This window comes from Cedecea neteri, assembly GCF_000757825.1.
Classification (GTDB): Bacteria; Pseudomonadota; Gammaproteobacteria; order Enterobacterales; family Enterobacteriaceae; genus Cedecea; species Cedecea selenatireducens.
In genome coordinates this window covers 262,499-279,629 of the sequence record NZ_CP009451.1, presented here as the reverse complement: position 1 = coordinate 279,629, position 17,131 = coordinate 262,499, and the positions used below count along the sequence as shown (strand labels likewise).

The window sequence follows — 17,131 nt, the reverse complement described above, 5'->3', positions numbered from 1 at the left end:
GAGGTTATTTGATGCGCTTTTGCGCTTCGCTGAGCAGCTCTTCGAGCAGTTGTCCAGGTTGGGCATATTTACGGCAGAGGATCATGGCGGCGATGATGTAGGGCTTCCAGCTGGCTTCTTTGTAGGTTGCGATACGGTATTTTTCGAACACGGTATCGGCCACTTCACCTTCTTCACAGGAAACGCCGCTGATATCGGCAGGCAGGCAGTGCATATACAGCGCTTCACCGTCGCGCGTTTTTGCCATCATCTCTTCGGTGCAATGCCAGTCTTTGTGCTGCGCGTTTTGCGCCAGACAGGCTTTTTCCAGCGCTTTAAGGCCTTCATGGTCATTGGCACGGAGCAGTTCGGTACGCTGTTCCATCACCTGATAAGGCGCCCAGGACTTCGGATAGACGATATCCGCATCTTTAAAGGCTTCGGCCATATCGGTCACCTGACGGAAGCTTCCGCCGGAAGCTTTAGCATTGTTTTTAGCCACCTCAATCACATCCGGGATCAGGTCATAGCCTTCCGGATGCGCTAAGGTGACGTCCATCCCAAAACGAGTCATCAGGCCGATAATGCCCTGTGGTACAGAGAGTGGCTTGCCGTAGCTTGGTGAATACGCCCAGGTCATGGCGATTTTTTTGCCTTTGAGGTTTTCCAGCGAGCCGAAATGTTCACTGAGCCAGGCAAGGTCGGCCATGGATTGCGTAGGATGGTCGATATCACACTGCAGGTTAATCAGCGCAGGGCGTTGAGGCAGAACGCCCTGTTTGTGGCCATCGTCCAACGCTTCACCCACTTCACGCATATAGGCGTTACCGGCCCCCAGGAACATATCATCACGGATCCCAATGGCATCGGCGCAGAAGGAAATCATATTGGCGGTTTCACGCACCGTTTCACCGTGTGCAATCTGTGACTTTCCTTCGTCTAAATCCTGCTGTGCCAGCCCCAGCAGGTTCAACGCGGAGGCATAAGAGAAACGGGTGCGGGTTGAGTTATCCCGGAACACGGAAATTCCCAGACCGCTGTTAAACACTTTGGTGGCAATATTTTCGGCTCGCAGGGTCTTTAACGCCTCAGCCACGTCCAGTACCTGTTTCAGTTCGTCAGGAGACTGTTCCCACGTTAGCAGAAAGTCTTTCTCATGCAGGCTGGAATTAAGCTTGTTGATATCCTTAATCAGTTCGTTAACAGTTTTCATTTTTCAATCCTGGTAGTGAAGCAGCTTGTTAATTGTTGGTGGCGGTGTATTAAGGCCAGCGCTGTAATTCAACTAACAATAAACATGCCAACTGCTGATTAATTCGGTTTTGAACGTGAAAATGACGGAGTTATGAGAGGGGCGTCACGAAATCAAGACAATCGAATGAGGTTTTTTGTCGTAGGTTTAATGTCCGGAATCGTTATGTATATATTTGCATACCGATTAAGGGGGGAGGGGATTACATGCCGGGCGAGAAATTTACATAATTGATAAAATAGCATCATCAATTATCATATTGATAATAAAGTGTGATGCGAATTCCATATTTCCTTTAAGTGTACAAAAGAGAGTCTGCCTGAATCAATTATTGCCTGGCGCTGAGGTAGTATCATCAAAAACCACACGTACGGTTGTTCACCCGGCATTGCTTTCAGTGAGTGATATTATGATACCTTCGAATACACCATCCATTTTGATGCAAATTCAGCCTACTATTCAACGCTTTGCCCGTATGCTCTCGAGCGTACTTCAACTTGAGGTTGAAATTGTCGACAATGCGCTGTGCCGGGTTGCCGGCACGGGAACTTACGGAAAGTTTCTTGGGCGAAAATTAAATACAGACTCGCGACTTCTTCGTTACATTATCGAAACAAAAAAGGAAAAGGTAGTCGCCCACTCACGCTTTGATCCACTGTGTAAAGGTTGTGAGAGTAAAGAAACCTGTAAAGAAAAAGCCTTCCTCGGCACTCCCATTATTTATCAAGAGCAGTGCGTAGGCGTGATTAGTCTGGTCGCATTAACGTGCGATCAGCAAGAAAGAATAAACGATAACATCACCGAGTTTTCCGATTACGTTCGTCACGTATCCTCTATATTTGTTTCGCGCTTACTTGAAGATCAAAGTGGCGGTGATAATATCCAAAAAATGTTTTTAACGATGATTGATAACATGGATCAGGGAGTATTGGTCGTCAGTCAGGAGCAAAATATCAAGTTCGTCAATCAAGCGGCGTTAAAAATACTTGGGGTAAGTCAGGACAGTATAATGGGTAAAGCGATTAATTTTCGCCCTCTGACTTTTGCTCAAAATTTTATTCGTGGTCATATGCAGCACGTTATTTCTATCGATGATAAAAAAGAACTGATCATTGGCCAGCTTCATGCTGTCCAGGATCAATGGCTGTTTCTCATGGCGTTTCATCAGTCACATACTTCAGCCGATATTTCGACGCCGCAGGAGGGGCCGCAGATTGAGCAAATGGTGGGAGAGTGCCGGCCAATGCGGCAGCTAAAAAAGTTAATTAGCCGTATAGCACCAAGCCCTACCAGCGTGATGATTGCAGGGGAAAGCGGTACCGGCAAAGAAGTTGTCGCCAGGGCGGTACATACGCTCAGCGACCGTAAAGATAAGCCGTTTATCGCTATTAACTGTGCTGCGATTCCAGAGCAGCTGCTGGAAAGTGAGCTTTTTGGCTACGTAAAAGGGGCGTTTACCGGCGCTTCGGCTAACGGCAAAATCGGGCTTATTCAGGCGGCAAATAACGGTACTTTATTTCTCGATGAAATTGGCGATATGCCGTTAACGCTCCAGGCGAAACTGCTGCGCGCAATTGAATCTCGTGAAATTCAACCGGTGGGTGCCAGCCACCCCGTACCGGTGGATATTCGTATTATTTCGGCGACCAACCAAAACCTTAACCAATTTATCACCGACGGCAAATTTCGCGAGGATCTTTACTACCGGCTGAACGTTATTCCGCTCCGGCTGCCGCCGCTGCGGGAGCGACAAGATGATATTGAGCTTCTGATTCATTATTTTCTTCATTTGCATACCCGACGACTTGAGCTGGTGTATCCCGGCGTTGCGCCTGAAGTGATAACGCTGCTGAAGCAGTATCGGTGGCCGGGCAATATCCGCGAGCTGAGCAACTTGATGGAGTATTTGGTGCATGTCGTGCCGTCTGGTGAAGTGATTGACGTGTCTTTGTTGCCACCAAATCTGATCAACAGCGGAAAATTGAATGAGCGCATTGAGCCGACAACGCCACTTGCCCGCGTCATGACCGCAAAAGAAGAGGAGGGCGTTACCGGGCTGGAGGAGATGGAGCGGCAGATGATTCGCGATGCCTTAACCCGGTATAGCAACAAAAAACAGGCGGCAGACGAACTAGGCATTGGGATTGCTACGCTGTACCGCAAGATAAAAAAATATGACCTTAATATCGCATAGGTTCAAGAACATACGAGGAAGCTTAATAGCACAATGCTCTACAGCTTCAGATAATGAGGGGGCGTTTTCTTGAACATGAGTTTGCATTCCATATGTGAATTCTGACGCATTGTGGTACTGCCAAAATACCAGAATTCACGTAGCGCACGGGTAATCCACTAATTCCTTTATAATCATGGCATTAACGGCGGCATATTGATCGGTTCTTCATCTTCTTTGCCATGCCGGCCACTTTTGAATAAAAAGTGTTAAGTGAATCACCGGTGTATCAGGCGTTGTGATGGAGCAAAACCCGGAAGCCCCCAGCCACAGCCACGCCTGGCGCAGGTCTACCAAGGCAGGGTATTACTGCCGGTCGAAATCGAAGTGCGTCCGCCGATCAACGATCTTCCATTACGGTTCGAGGAATAGAAGCTACAGCATAAGGTAAGGTCATAATGCCAGGAGGAGGTATGCATCGGATATGGACAGGACTGGTGCGTATTCAATTTAACATAATATACATTATGCGCACCAAGGATGTGGTAGCTAAATTGAGATGTCCGTCTCTGACCAAATAGACATGTCCGCGCTACAGTCTCACCACAGCGATCGCTGCTTCCAAAGGATGAGACTCATGACGGCATACGGAACGGAGTTTTTCTCGATGAACGATGTGAACCGACTCAGGATCCTTCAGGACGTTATTGACCGGCGTCTGACAACACGCCTTGCAGCCAGCCGGCTGGAGATCTCAGACAGACATTAGTATGGCTTGTTGTTTTTGGCTTGATTACCTATAGCGGTTTTTTACGCTCAGTTATACCAATTGCACTAGCAACACTTTGGGCATGCTTCACTCCAATTCTCGATTACAAAGCAGGATGGCGACCTGAAAATTCTTTTCAACCAGAAGTGGCGTGGTATGGAACAAGTACAGCTCAAACCATCGTATTTTTCGCAATTTTAATAATCGGCTGTGGCATTCTTTATTGGATACATGACAGAAACAGATACTAAGGAGCTGCTAATGAAGAAAACCATCGTTTTCAGGGGAAATACATCGATGTCTGTCAGTATCCGGACGGCACTATCGAGCTCCGGGCCAGTGGCACTTCCCTGCCCTTTATCACTTACGACCGTCTGGGAGAACTTGACCAGGGCGCCATCATCGATAACAAGCGGCTGGGACGTGCCCTGGAGAAGATAAAGCTGGTTCAGGGATGGTTATCTATTTCCAAATCGGTACTTGAAATATCCTCCATTCTTGATCCCCGCCATTCTTGGAACTCGTACCTCCGGCCTGAATAAATAGTTCGTTATGCGATCCAGTTTGTCCGGGTTACGCTCATTAAGTATCACATCTCTATCCGACTGCTTAGAAAGAACTCTTGTGGAAAGAGCGATATGTCTCGCCAGAGATAGAATTGAATCATCCAGACCATGGAAAAAAACCTCTTCTCTTTTTAAGGAAGGACGTCCAGCTAATTGAACACTACCTTCAGATGACAATCCGGGTATTTTTGGCTCTGGGAGTTCCATAGTTAGCTGATCGACGAGTGATAGTGATGCGAACTTAAATGCGCCATTTGATGCTGAAACTTTATAAACGGTGTTGCCAAACCGACTTTTCTGTTTTTTCAAAGCAGGGCCTATCTCCAGAGAGAAGAACGCATAATCATCGTTACCTAACCCATAAACATCATCCAAATCGGAGTTAGACTCGTTGAAAATAATTTTTTTATCTTGCAGCATTTTCCTTGAATAGAAATTTATGTTTCCATTTTCACTTTCGATGTTTGCATTTGTGGCGTGTGCCAAATAAAAATCTTCTTTGATGAGGTTTTTAATAAAATCAACTTCTTGTGTATTGAATTCACTGGCACGCAAGGAATTCTGATTTTGTAATGCTTGCCCCTTAATGTCCCGCTCTGAACCGAAGGCATTAGGAAATTTAAATAGCAGACTCGACGTGAGATAAAACGCCCCCCCTGAGAATCCAGGCATGGATGCAGCCTCAGATAAAAAGCCATCTCTCAATAATGAGCCATTATTTTGCATTCGTAGAAAACTGTTATCAGCACGTTTTTTTCTACTTATTTCCAGCCAGCGTCTGGCGATACTTTCGGGAGAAAGGCCATCGTTATCTCTTAGCGTCACGGGATTATTTCGTACCATCCTGAACAAGTTAATACCGTCTATTGTGCCAGCAGGATCGGTAGAGAGCCACCTACCAGCCCACGGCTGGTAGTACCGGTAACCGTAGTAGTACAGCCCGGTCGCATCACGCTCCTTGCCCGAGTAGCGGAGGGTTTTGTAGTCCGCCTCCACCGCGTTGCGCGCCGTCCACACCGCCGTGCCTCCGTACGGGTAGTACTCCTCCGCGCTGATAATGTTGCCGTCACCGTCCAGCTCCAGCCCGCTGCTGCCCGTCAGGTTATCGTAACTGTACCTTATCTGGTCGCCGGTGATTTCTGCCGGCCTGCCGGATGTCCAGTGCAGCACCCGCACCTGCGCCCGGCCCGCCTCTCCCACTGTAATCACCTCCAGACTCTCCGTCTCCGTGTTACCGCTCTGTGTGCTACGCAGCTCCAGCCCCGGCAGATACAGCACCTGCTGCTTTTGGGTGCTGGTTTTCGTTTCCTGCACGCTCATCTTCAGCACGCGCTGACTGCCCGCGTCATAGCAGTAGTTTTCACTGTCATCTGTGCCTCCGTCACGCACCACCGGCGCCACCGTCTGCAGTTCATTACGCGGCGTCCAGACCAGGTCCTGCCCCGGCTGCAGCTGTTTCTGCTGCCCGCCGGCGGTGAAAAAGGCGTCGACGTCGTCAGGTTTTTTCGTCAGCGTGCTGAGCACGCCCCGGTTGCTGCAGCTGCTCACCGTAATGTTTGTGGTGTAACTGTTGCCTGTGGCCGGCGCGCTGTGGCGGATTTGCGTCATGTTGCCGGCTTCGTCGTAGGTGTATGTGCGGGTGTAGTTTGTGTATGCGGCGTCGTCGGCGGGAAGGGGAACAGTGGCTGATGGTAACCGGCTACCCTGCTGGCCGGCGTTTGCCATCTCGCGCCCGGTGGCGCTGACCAGTTGGTACAGGCTGTCGTAGACGTACGTGTTCTCCGGCACCACTTTCTGGTTGCGCCAGAAGCGGGTCTCTTCCGCATCGTTAGTAATTTTTAATACATTGCCCACCGGGTCGTACTTATAGCGCAGGTCCTGTAGTACCCTCGCGCCAGAGACATGCCCGGCCTTACGCGCCGTTTTAATTCCAGTCAGGCGCTGTGTCTCTGCTTCATACGTGTAGGTGGTCACCATGCCGTTGCCGTGCTCCTCGCGCAGCTTCTGTCCGGCGGCCGAATAGGTTAGGGAGGCCACGATAACCTGCTCCGTACCATCCTTCAGGGTCAGCCAACTGCCCGACAGTTGCCCGGCCACGTCGTACGCCACCCGCTGCATATTACCCCGTGCATCCGTGGTGGTCAGCACCGTGCCAGTGGCGTCGGCGGTGGTCAGGCTGGTATGCCCCTCACTCTCCCCAACGAGCAGGTCATTCCAGGCCGGGGTATCCCCGCCCTGCCAGTCGGCCACGACGTCAGGGTTATCCGCGTCCTTCAGCAGACGTCGGGTGACGGAGAGCGGGACGCCGATCAGGGCCACGCCCTCGGTCCGTGTCAGGCCGGCCGTGTCGTAGTGGCTGACGCACGCACCCGCCAGGTTCAGTGCCTTCTCCTCGGCTGTGTGGCCGGCATACACGAAGCGCTCCGTGATGCGGGCGGCTTCGCCGGTGAGCTGCTCCGTGATGCTTACCGTACGGCCCGGCAGCGCTGTGTCCTCATACTGCCAGGTGTGGGTCACCGCCTGGCTTAAGTCTTCCGTACCGTCACCTGCGGTGCGGATATTGCTGACTGCGATAAAGGGGCGGCCTGCGGCGTCGTTCAGTGCCACGGTGGTTCCGGCGTCTACGCTGACGGTACGCAGGACGCTGCCGGCCAGGTCCGTGAGGTAGCTGAAGTTTGCCAACCCCGTTTCATGCAGGCGCGGGTCAGCGCTCTGCATCAGAAAGCCGCGGGCGTCGTACCGGTGGCGGGTGATGCGCCCGCTGGTGACGTCCGGGGTATCCGGGTGGCGGTGGTACGCGATGTCGCGCACGGTCAGGCCGCGGTTGTCGAGGACCGTGATGGTCGGGGTGTTGCTGAACGGTGATGTGTTCATGGTGTTCTCCTTTTTTAACGTTCAGATGAGAATAACCGATCGTTTAATGGCTCTAATTCGATTTGAGGTTTTAAACTTATTTCTGCTCGCTTTCTTGCTTGCCTGGGAATTATCTTACGAGGACGTAGTGGCTATTTCCACCCTGATATACCAGACATTATTTTTATTTAGTGTTGTTAAAATATTATGTGTTTATCCGCATCTGAATTAATGGTTAATTTAATGATATCTATGAAATATTAATTTATTCTATGTCTTTAATTACATGCTCGTAACATGTTCTTAAAAATGAACGAACGTAAATGAGATCGGGGATGCTGGAGGATATGGAGTGTCTGAGGTTATTTTAGTCAATCATCAGGTGAAGTTTGACCCTGGCTGCAATGCCCTTTCATCGATGAACGCGCCTGAGCGAAAAATTACTCTGCCCTGTTCTTCATCACGTTGTTTTAGCGTACTGCTATTGCATCAGGGTGAGGTTATCACCATAAAAAATTTCATGATATTCATCTTGAGTACTTAGGATCCCGAATATCGGGATCCTGACATAGCATTTACCACCCTTTTACGGCATCACCGTGATAAATCTTATCAGCGGCGGCGGCCACTTCATCGGTCTGGTATGCCTTCACAAGGTTTTTCACATTTTCGCTGTCTTTATTATCTTCCCGGGCAACGATAATGTTCACGTAGGGCGAGTTTTTATCTTCAACAAACAGGCCATTTTTTGCGGGAGTCAGCCCAATCTGGCTTGAATAGTTGGTATTGATAATCGCGAGATCGATTTTATCATCATCAATAGCTCGGGTAAGTTGAGCCGCTTCTACCTCAACAATTTTCAGCTGCTTAGGGTTTTCGACGATATCGAGAGAGGTTGGCAGCAGCCCGACGTTATCCTTGAGCTTGATAAGTCCCTGCGTCTGGAGCAGCAGCAGCGAGCGGCCAAGGTTTGTTGGATCATTGGGTACGGCCACCTGCGCCCCATTCTTCAGTTCTGATACGGCTTTAATTTTGCGGGAATAACCGGCGATAGGATAAACAAAAGTATTGCCCACGGCGGCCAGCTTATAGCCACGTTCTTTTATTTGCTTATCCAGATAAGGGCCGTGCTGGAAGGAGTTAGCGTCGATATCGCCGCTGCTCAGCGCAGAGTTAGGCAGCACATAGTCGGTGAAGGTCACCACTTCTACGTCAAGATTGTATTTTTCTTTGGCGACCTTTTTGACGGTATCCCAAAGCGGTTGATCGATACCTGCGCTGATGCCTACTTTAATATGGTTCGCGTCCTGCTTAGGCCCACAGCCTGCAAGCAGCATAACCCCTGCCATTGAAGCAGCCAGCAGAGAAATTTTTACAGTATGTTTTATCGCCGAGCGCATAAATTACGTCTTCCTTAAACCAATAAAAATAACAAATTTGAAATTACCCACCGTTCAGGTGCGGCCGGAAGAGTTTTTCAAACTGCACTAATACTGGCAAATAAGAAAAAGACATAACCTATGTATAAAAAAGTCTGACGCCGTGTACATTGCCGATAGCGGGGACGCAATATTTAATCACTGCTTCGCGACGGCAAAATAGCACACTCTTTATCCAGCAATGCTTCCACCGAGGCACGATTATTACGGTCCCAGCCCCGCTTAGTGGTAAGCAAAATAAACCCTTTTTGCTTACCGTAGGTTGTGGGAATGACGGCCACGCCCCACTCCGCCAGCTGTTCAGGCGTTAAATGGAAATGACTCGCGACGCTGTTAATCGGGTCAATACCCATGACGGTCGGCTGCATCACCCGCCGCGCGTACCAGGTGTAACGCAGGAGCTTATCGGGCAACGGTTGCCATTCTTCCGTTATAAAGGGGCGTTCTGCCAGCATTTGACGCCTGACGTCCTCACGCAGACAAGTCAGGTGGATATGCAGCTGATTTTGGCTACGACCGTAGGCCGAGTTAATGGCCAGGCCTAGCCTGTCGTCCGGCACAGGGGCTCCGTACTGGTACGCCAAAAGACGGCGCATAAGCCAGGCGTAGCCAAAGTAATCCGTGCGGCCTTCTGCCGCCAGTTCCGGGCTTTCAATGCCGCTCAACTTCTCCGTGGGCACCAGAATAAAATGGTAGGGATAACGCGGGTTCTGGATAACGCTAAAACCGTGAGCCTTCCCCTCCGGCATGTAGATCTGTTGGCAAGGTGCCGGACTGCTCGTTTGCTGATAGTTGGTCATGCACACCTTATCGACCACGCCCCACAGCGCGTCGGAGCGGGCGCAGCCCACCAGCATAAATATTCCCAGAAGTAAAAACCCACGACAAAGGCTGGCGGAAACCGGCGTGGTTATTACATTTGTGCGCATTAGATAAGCGTCAGCAAATTTGTTACTCCCGGGCTGGCTCTATTTTATCCAGATGAATGCTTAGGTTAAGCACGCGGAATTTACAGAAGACTCTCAACCCCAGCCATGAAATAAAACCGAAAAATAAGACCAAAAATAACGTAACAATAATGCTAATAAGTGGGCCTGCCACCAGGGCGGAAAAACCGTACACCTGCTGCCCGTTCAGCATTACGCCGTTAAATCCTAAAAAGCCCATGATCCCGCTGATAAGGCCAAGTATGGTCATGGGTATAGATAAACCGATACCAAAAATTTTAAGAAGGCTGACAAGAGGCACCCGCTTGACCTGTAATGACGTTTTACTCAATTTTTATCTCTCCTGTTTTTCACGCAACGCCGCGAATTATTACCAGGGAAATCATAGCGTTTTATAGCAATAAAAACAGCCCGATGAATGGATCTTTCAGGTTTAACGCCTGGTCTATCTCAGCTCATCGATGCATCTGGACGGGGATCTCTCGCATTCAGGCGCTGAAATTATTTAGCCATGCCTGACGCTTCCACCGGCGGAAACTGTTGAAAATAGTCCAGCAGAAAATCGATACAGACTTTTAGCTTCGCCGAACCGCTGGTGCGGTTGGAATACACCGCCCAGATATTCGCGGCCTGGTACCACTCCGGCAAAACCTGCACCAGCTCGCCGCGGGCAATATAGTGCTGCACTTCCCACTGCGAGCGCAGAATAATTCCGTGCCCTTTCAACGCCCATTTCAGGACTACGCTGCCGTTATTGGATGAGAGCTGGCTACTGACGTGGGTCTGCTGAGTTTCTATGCCATTGGTTAACGGCCATACGCCGAACTGCGAGCTGCGTTCCTGAATCACCAGGCATTTATGGTGCCGGAGATCGGCTATCTGCTGCGGCGTGCCGTGCTGTGTGAGGTAGTCCGCGGAGGCGCAAAGTACACGCTGGTTAGCAGAGAGCTGGCGGGTGATATACAGATCTTTAATATCGTCGCCGACGCGAATTTCAACGTCAACGCCCTCTTCTATCAAATCAACGACCCTGTCGGTCAGCGTCAGCTTAATGTTTAACGCCGGATAACGTTCCGCCAGCGCCGACAGTGCATCGGGCATATAGGTTGAGCCAAAACCAAACGAACAGCTCATCTGGATATTACCCTCAAGGGTCTCTCTCCAGGCGGCAAGCCCCGAAACAAAATCGCCCATGCTCTCCAGAACCGACAGCGCCCCCGTCATCGCCTTATGGCCGTCTGCCGTTAAATGAATGGCGCGTGCGCTGCGGTGAAACAGCCGCATGCCGAGGCTTTTTTCCAGTAGAGCAATGCGTTTACTGACGTAAGACGGTGAGAGCCCCAGCTCCGCCGCCGCGTTGGCAAAGCTTTCTTTGCGAACCACGGTGACAAACACGTTCAGGTCTTCAATAAGCGGCCACGGGGCGCGCGGATTTTCATTGGGGCTCATCGTTATGCCATCGTCTGGAGTCAGGTTAAGAACGGCATGATAGCGCCGAGCAGCGCATCAGGACACTCTTCTTGTGGGCTGTGTCCGCAAGGCATAGCTTTGCCGCGCACGTCCAGCGCCTTTTCCTGCCACGTTGCGATGACATCGTAAAGCTGGCCCACGGTGCCTTTCTCCCCCCAAAGCACCAGCAAAGGGCTGGTGATGCGCAGATGCTTATCGGCGTCGTCATCCTCAAGGTCGAGGGTGGCCGAGGCGCGGTAATCCTCACATATAGCCCGTAGCGTATCGGCACTCTGATAACAACGCAGATATTCGGCGAACACCTCCGGTTCCGTAGCGCCGGGCGTTTTAAGCTGGCCATCGATGTGCTTACGCAGGAAAAATGCCGGATCTGCGGCGATCATTTTCTCCGGCATCGGCGCAGGCTGGATCAGGAAGAACCACCAGAAATAGCGGGTGGCAAACGTCTTGTCGGTCAGCGCATACATGGTTGCCGTCGGGGCGATGTCAATAAAGATACTGCGTTTAACCTGCTCAGGATAATCCAGCGCCAGACGATGCCCAACGCGAGCCCCCCGGTCGTGCCCCATAAAAGCAAAGCCTGCATGGAACCCCAGCCGTGCCACCAGCAGAACGATATCTTTCGCCATCTCACGCTTGGAATAGCTGCGGTGATCTTCGTCGCTGGCGGGTTTAGCGCTGTCTCCGTAGCCGCGAATATCCGGCATGATGACGGTAAAATGCCGTGCCAGAACCGGCGCAATTTTACGCCAGGTGACGTGGTTTTGCGGGTGACCGTGCAGTAAAACCAGCGGTTCGCCCTGGCCTCCTACGGCGGCGCGAAGTGAAATACCGTTATCCAGCGTCACGTCCATTAACTGGAAACCAGGAATAAAAGGAGACTCCCCCCGGTCACAAACAAAGTCAGCGTTATCTTTCATCATTGAATGTTAGTCCTGGGTCAGTAGCCACGGATGCGCGGCAAAGTGGCGCTGTTCGAAGTCCCGAATCTCCTGCTGGTATTGCATCGTATAGCTAATGGCATCATGGCCTTCCAGCAGCATATGCTTTTTCAGCTCATCGACCGTAAAGGCAAGATGATTCTCCCCCACGCTAATCTGCTGCTGAGCAAGATCGACAATAATGCGGTTGGTCTCCGGGTTGCCTGCGGCCTGCGCCAGTTGGTCAATATCCGCCGTCGGCAGCGTCAGGGTCAGCACGCCGTTACGCTGGCAGTTATCGTTAAAAATACCGGCAAAGCTGGTGCCGATAAGCGCGCGGATGCCAAGCTGACGTAATCCCCACACCGCATGTTCGCGGCTGGAGCCACAGCCAAAGTTAGGGCCGACAATAAGAAACTGAGCGCCCTGCCATGCGGGTTTGTTAAGGATAAAATCCGGGTTCGGCGAGCCATCAGTCTGGAAACGCTGGTCAAAGAAAACGCCCCGGTCCAGGTTGTTGCGGTCAATGCCCTTCAGGAACTGCTTCGGCATGATCACATCGGTATCAATGTTGGCTGCCATCATCGGCGCGGCCACGCCGGTCACACGGTTAAAGGGTTCCATTTACGCTTCCCCCTGAAGTAAAAACGGACGGACATCCGTCAGATGGCCTGCCACTGCCGCCGCCGCGACCATCGCCGGGCTCATTAAGTGGGTTCTTGCCCCGGCCCCCTGCCGCCCCGCGAAGTTACGGTTTGTGCTCGAAGCGCAGCGGTCGCCCGGTTGCAGCACGTCCTCGTTCATGGCGAGGCACATTGAGCAGCCTGACTGCCTCCACTCAAAACCTGCGTCGATAAAGATTTTGGCTAATCCTTCCTGCTCGGCACGCGCACGAACCTGCGTTGACCCCGGCACGATAATACCTCTTACACCCGGCGCGATTTTCCTGTGACGCAGCACCTGCGCCACGGCCCTGAGATCTTCAATACGCCCGTTAGTACAGGAACCAATAAATGCATGGGTAATGGGGATCTGGCTGAGCGGCGTGCCGGGCGTAAGGCCCATATAGCTCAGCGCATTTTCAACGTCACGGCGTTTTGCCGCTGTGGGCTCAGCGGCGGGATCGGGCACCAGGTCCGTAATACTTCCGCCCTGGTCCGGGCTTGTGCCCCACGTCACGCGAGGCGTTAAGTTCGCGCAGTCGAGCACGACTTCTTTATCGAAGACCGCGTCGGCATCGCTGCGCAGCGTGCGCCAGTACTTGAGCGCCAGCTCCCACATCTCGCCTTCAGGCACGCGAGGTGCTGGTTTGATATAGGCATAAACTTTCTCATCCGGCGCCATAAAAGCGCCGCGCGCCCCGGCTTCAACCGCCATATTACAAATGGTCATACGCCCTTCCACGCTCAGCGCGTCAATCGCGCTGCCGCAAAACTCAATGGCAAAACCTGTCGCGCCATCTGCGCCTATTTCGGCGATAAGCAGCATCACAATGTCTTTCGCCGTCGTGGCAAACGGCAGCTCACCGTTCACCGTCACGCGCAGCGTTTTTAGCTTTTTGTAAGCCAGCGTCTGAGTCGCCAGCATATGTTCTATTTCTGAGGTGCCGATGCCGAATCCAAACGCGCCGAAGGCGCCGTAGGTTGTGGTATGGCTGTCGCCTGCGGCAATCACCATGCCCGGCAGGACGATCCCCTGCTCGTGCGCAACCACGTGCTCGATACCCTGCCGGGGGTCCATAACGTCAAACAGTTCGAGGCCAAAATCACGGCTGTTGGACTCAAAGTAGCGAACCTGAAGCTCACCGCCAGGGTCAGTCATCTCTGGCGTGCGCTCGGGCCGTGTCGGGTTAACGTGGTCGACGTTGAGCAGAATACTCTTTGGCTGCCAGACCTGACGATTAGCGTCACGCAGGCCGCTAAAGGCCTGTGGGCTGGTGTATTCATTGAGGATAGAGCGGTCGATATACAGCAGGACATTGCCCTGATCGTCCAGAGGGCGGATGACGTGGGTATCGATGATTTTATCGTACAGCGTTTTAGGCTTCATTACGGGTCACCTTGCTTCTCTACAGCAAAAAATAACGGCGTGCGGACACGCAGATAAAAAATGAGCAATTAACGAAGGGATAGTAGCAATCGGGCGATTAAGCTGTCAGCAAAGGCATGGTGCACAATCGTAATAGGATAAAACACGAAATGTGTTCTATTTATTGTGATGATAAATAAGGATTTTGATCGTAAGCAAGGTTAGTCAGGGTCTGCTTTACTTAAAGGCGTTAGAGATTGACTTGATATTGAATAGTAAGAAAATGCATGTCATCTAACGATCGGCAAAAATCTGGAGCACATCATCGCCTCTTCACGCCGCTTTCTCTCTGTTATGAAGATTAAAAAGCCTGCTGCCATGCTTGCCGCCGCGCTGTTTCTTGCCAGCTGCGCCTCTAAACCGCCGGTTTCTCTGGTGACGCCCTTTCCATCGGGTAAGCCGAATGTCCCGCAGCCTGCGCAGAACAATCAGCCAATGCGTGGCGTCTGGCTGGCAACGGTTTCCCGGCTGGACTGGCCGCCGGTTTCTTCCGTTAACGGCAGTAGCGCATCGGGGCGCATTAACCAACAGCAGCAGGCCTTGAAAGACAAACTGGATAAGCTGAAGTCGCTCGGGATTAACACCGTGTTCTTCCAGGTTAAACCTGACGGTACCGCCCTTTGGCATTCAAAGATATTGCCGTGGTCAGATATGCTGACGGGCAACATTGGCGAAGATCCCGGTTACGACCCGTTGCAGTTTATGCTCGACGAAGCACACAAACGCGGCATGAAGGTGCACGCATGGTTTAACCCCTACCGCGTTTCCACGAACACCACGCCCGGCACTGTTGCAGCATTGAACCGCACGCTTTCTCTCCAGCCCGCCAGCGTCTTTGTGCTGCACCGTGACTGGATAAGAACCTCTGGCGACCGCTTCGTACTCGACCCCGGTATTCCGGAAGTCCGTGACTGGATAACCAGCATCGTCGCCGAAGTCGTTTCAACGTATGCCATCGACGGCGTGCAGTTTGATGATTACTTCTATACCGAATCCCCGGGCTCCACGCTTAACGATAATCAAACCTACAGAACTTACGGCCAGGGCTACGCGTCGAAAGCCGACTGGCGGCGGCATAATACCCAACTGCTGATTGAGCAGGTTTCCCGCACTATCAGGCAGCTAAAACCCGGCGTTGAGTTTGGCGTCAGCCCCGCTGGCGTATGGCGCAATATTTCCCACGATCCCGCCGGGTCGCAGACTCGCGGCGCGGCGGCCTATGACGAGTCGTTTGCGGATACACGGCTTTGGGTACAAAAAGGCCTGCTGGACTATATCGCCCCGCAGATCTACTGGCCCTTCTCGCGCAGCGCTGCACGCTATGACGTGCTGGCGAAATGGTGGGCGGACGTCGTGAAGCCGACCCATACGCGCCTCTATATTGGCATTGCGCTGTACAAAGTCGGGGAACCTTCAAAGAATGAGCCTGACTGGACGGTTAACGGCGGCGTTCCAGAGCTGAAAAAGCAGCTCGATTTGAACGAATCCCTGCCGCACATTAACGGCACGATCCTGTTCAGGGAAAACTACCTGAACCAGCCACAGACCCGGCAGGCGGTGAATTACATCAAGGAGCGTTGGGGGGAATGATTGGCTAAAAAAAACCGGATCGCCCGTCCCTGGGCAGATCCGGGGGCTGTGTCAGTGACCAGCCAGGTCGTCATACAAGTTGCGCAGCCGGGTGCGCAGATACAGAACGGCTTTGTGTTTGCGGGAGAGCAGCGCCTGCACGGTGTCGCCGCTCTCGCCAGCAAGGTCTTTTACGCTATAGTCTTGCAGCTCGGTTTTGATAAATACGTCCCGCTGAGCCGGAGGCAGCTCGGACAGCGCCGTTTCCAGCTCTTCCCATAGCAGCTGCTTCAGGTATTCGTCCTCCGGCGTTTGCGGAGTGCCAAAAAGCGTTTCGGCCAGCTCATCTTCCGGATAATCATCCTCGTCTTCGCCACCGAACCAGCCTGCCAGAGGCAGCTCGCGCTTTTTCCTCGCCCGGTCGGTCATTTCGTTGCGGGCGGCGCGGAACAGCCAGGCGGCGACGTTCTCCACCGGCTGCTCCACTTTCATCAGCTGGTAGCTGACCTCCTGCAGGATATCGTCGGCATCTTCACGCCTCGCCGTTCGCCCGCGAATAAAAGCTTTAAGTCGGGTCCGGCAGCCGTTCAGCGCTGTCACCAGCAGAGATTCCCCTGCCATTCCGGCTTTCATCGGCGTCACTCAGCGTCCGGTTTTTTGGCGCTGTTTTCTTCCGGCGATGGCTGCTGCGGACGTGGATCCATTCTTTCATCCCCGCGAGCATGCCAGCCGCAGCGGTCACGATGGCCAAAACCAAACTTCTCGCGGCGATGCTGCATGAACTCTTCGCGCTGCTCCGGCGTCATTTGCATCCAGCGTTCGTGCATGCGGCGACGGGCTTTACCAAACATGCCGGGACGGAAGCCCAGGCCACCGAACAGGATCCGGCATAGCGCCAGCAGGCCTAAAGATTGCCAAAAACCGATGGCCTTAACGCCCAGCAGCCCCGGTAACACCGCATTCCATAGCGTCATTACGACCAGGCCGAGCACAACAAAAAGCGCCACGCACAGCAAAATTGGTTTGCCCATTCTGTGGCCACAGAATCCGCGGCGATGATGGTCATGTCGGTGCATATCAAAATCTCTCATTATGTTTACCTCGTT

General features: G+C 52.3%; 13 protein-coding genes and 1 pseudogene. 3 read left to right on the top strand and 11 right to left on the bottom strand.

Annotated features, from left to right (window positions below; genetic code table 11):
- Nucleotides 1–4: 4 nt before the first annotated feature.
- Nucleotides 5–1,192 carry a knotted carbamoyltransferase YgeW gene (gene ygeW, locus JT31_RS01195; protein ID WP_038472373.1) on the bottom strand — a complete coding sequence of 396 codons (1,188 nt, stop codon included), beginning with the start codon at nucleotides 1,190–1,192 and terminating at the stop codon, nucleotides 5–7.
- A 448-nt stretch (nucleotides 1,193–1,640) separates the two neighbouring features.
- Here ygeW and JT31_RS01190 point away from each other — a divergent pair, with 448 nt between their 5' ends.
- Both JT31_RS01190 and JT31_RS24025 read left to right on the top strand, forming a co-directional pair.
- On the top strand, nucleotides 1,641–3,425 hold the full coding sequence (locus JT31_RS01190; protein WP_038482604.1) for a sigma-54 interaction domain-containing protein: 1,785 nt from the start codon (nucleotides 1,641–1,643) through the stop codon (nucleotides 3,423–3,425).
- A gap of 1,023 nt (nucleotides 3,426–4,448) precedes the next feature.
- Nucleotides 4,449–4,625 (top strand): annotated as a pseudogene (locus JT31_RS24025) (ISNCY family transposase); the annotation flags it as partial.
- Nucleotides 4,626–4,631: 6 nt separating this feature from the next.
- Here the strand turns inward: JT31_RS24025 and JT31_RS01180 are convergent.
- The 8 genes from JT31_RS01180 to leuC all read right to left on the bottom strand — a co-directional run bounded on the left by JT31_RS01180 (nucleotide 4,632) and on the right by leuC (nucleotide 14,417).
- A complete protein-coding gene (locus JT31_RS01180) occupies nucleotides 4,632–7,613 on the bottom strand; it encodes an RHS repeat-associated core domain-containing protein (protein ID WP_081948148.1) in 2,982 nt (993 codons plus the stop codon).
- A gap of 554 nt (nucleotides 7,614–8,167) precedes the next feature.
- Nucleotides 8,168–8,941: a methionine ABC transporter substrate-binding lipoprotein MetQ gene (gene metQ / locus JT31_RS01170; RefSeq protein ID WP_144244013.1), complete on the bottom strand. Its 774-nt coding sequence runs from the start codon at nucleotides 8,939–8,941 to the stop codon at nucleotides 8,168–8,170.
- Between the two features lie 224 nt (nucleotides 8,942–9,165).
- Entirely contained in the window at nucleotides 9,166–9,888 is a 723-nt protein-coding gene (locus JT31_RS01165) for a CDP-diacylglycerol diphosphatase (protein ID WP_081948146.1), read from the bottom strand.
- A gap of 94 nt (nucleotides 9,889–9,982) precedes the next feature.
- The gene (locus tag JT31_RS01160) at nucleotides 9,983–10,309 is read right to left on the bottom strand and encodes a hypothetical protein (RefSeq protein WP_038472367.1); all 327 of its coding nucleotides are present in this window, start codon (nucleotides 10,307–10,309) and stop codon (nucleotides 9,983–9,985) included.
- Nucleotides 10,310–10,479: 170 nt separating this feature from the next.
- The gene (locus JT31_RS01155) at nucleotides 10,480–11,427 is read right to left on the bottom strand and encodes a LysR substrate-binding domain-containing protein (protein WP_038472364.1); all 948 of its coding nucleotides are present in this window, start codon (nucleotides 11,425–11,427) and stop codon (nucleotides 10,480–10,482) included.
- 20 nt (nucleotides 11,428–11,447) lie between these two features.
- Entirely contained in the window at nucleotides 11,448–12,371 is a 924-nt protein-coding gene (locus tag JT31_RS01150) for an alpha/beta fold hydrolase (protein ID WP_038472359.1), read from the bottom strand.
- 6 nt (nucleotides 12,372–12,377) lie between these two features.
- Nucleotides 12,378–12,992 (bottom strand): 3-isopropylmalate dehydratase small subunit, encoded by a 615-nt coding sequence (gene leuD, locus JT31_RS01145; protein WP_038472357.1) that lies wholly within the window; start codon nucleotides 12,990–12,992, stop codon nucleotides 12,378–12,380.
- Complete coding sequence (gene leuC / locus JT31_RS01140) at nucleotides 12,993–14,417, bottom strand: 3-isopropylmalate dehydratase large subunit (protein WP_038472355.1); 1,425 nt, start codon at nucleotides 14,415–14,417, stop codon at nucleotides 12,993–12,995.
- Nucleotides 14,418–14,750: 333 nt separating this feature from the next.
- On the opposite strand from leuC, the gene JT31_RS01135 reads away from it, so the two are divergent.
- A complete protein-coding gene (locus JT31_RS01135) occupies nucleotides 14,751–16,046 on the top strand; it encodes a glycoside hydrolase family 10 protein (protein WP_176982968.1) in 1,296 nt (431 codons plus the stop codon).
- Nucleotides 16,047–16,097: 51 nt separating this feature from the next.
- Here JT31_RS01135 and JT31_RS01130 read toward each other — a convergent pair whose 3' ends face one another.
- Together JT31_RS01130 and JT31_RS01125 are read right to left on the bottom strand one after the other, a co-directional pair.
- On the bottom strand, nucleotides 16,098–16,658 hold the full coding sequence (locus tag JT31_RS01130; protein ID WP_038482593.1) for an RNA polymerase sigma factor: 561 nt from the start codon (nucleotides 16,656–16,658) through the stop codon (nucleotides 16,098–16,100).
- 5 nt (nucleotides 16,659–16,663) lie between these two features.
- Nucleotides 16,664–17,116: a hypothetical protein gene (locus JT31_RS01125; protein ID WP_038472353.1), complete on the bottom strand. Its 453-nt coding sequence runs from the start codon at nucleotides 17,114–17,116 to the stop codon at nucleotides 16,664–16,666.
- Nucleotides 17,117–17,131: the final 15 nt, after the last annotated feature.

Bases quoted from the DNA above. Each gene is read 5' to 3' on its own strand.
- ygeW (WP_038472373.1), bottom strand. From the start codon at position 1,192: ATGAAAACTGTTAACGAACTGATTAAGGATATCAACAAGCTTAATTCC.
- JT31_RS01190 (WP_038482604.1), top strand. From the start codon at position 1,641: ATGATACCTTCGAATACACCATCCATTTTGATGCAAATTCAGCCTACT.
- JT31_RS01180 (WP_081948148.1), bottom strand. From the start codon at position 7,613: ATGAACACATCACCGTTCAGCAACACCCCGACCATCACGGTCCTCGAC.
- metQ (WP_144244013.1), bottom strand. From the start codon at position 8,941: ATGGCAGGGGTTATGCTGCTTGCAGGCTGTGGGCCTAAGCAGGACGCG.
- JT31_RS01165 (WP_081948146.1), bottom strand. From the start codon at position 9,888: ATGCTGGTGGGCTGCGCCCGCTCCGACGCGCTGTGGGGCGTGGTCGAT.
- JT31_RS01155 (WP_038472364.1), bottom strand. From the start codon at position 11,427: ATGAGCCCCAATGAAAATCCGCGCGCCCCGTGGCCGCTTATTGAAGAC.
- JT31_RS01150 (WP_038472359.1), bottom strand. From the start codon at position 12,371: ATGATGAAAGATAACGCTGACTTTGTTTGTGACCGGGGGGAGTCTCCT.
- leuD (WP_038472357.1), bottom strand. From the start codon at position 12,992: ATGGAACCCTTTAACCGTGTGACCGGCGTGGCCGCGCCGATGATGGCA.
- leuC (WP_038472355.1), bottom strand. From the start codon at position 14,417: ATGAAGCCTAAAACGCTGTACGATAAAATCATCGATACCCACGTCATC.
- JT31_RS01135 (WP_176982968.1), top strand. From the start codon at position 14,751: ATGAAGATTAAAAAGCCTGCTGCCATGCTTGCCGCCGCGCTGTTTCTT.
- JT31_RS01130 (WP_038482593.1), bottom strand. From the start codon at position 16,658: ATGAAAGCCGGAATGGCAGGGGAATCTCTGCTGGTGACAGCGCTGAAC.
- JT31_RS01125 (WP_038472353.1), bottom strand. From the start codon at position 17,116: ATGAGAGATTTTGATATGCACCGACATGACCATCATCGCCGCGGATTC.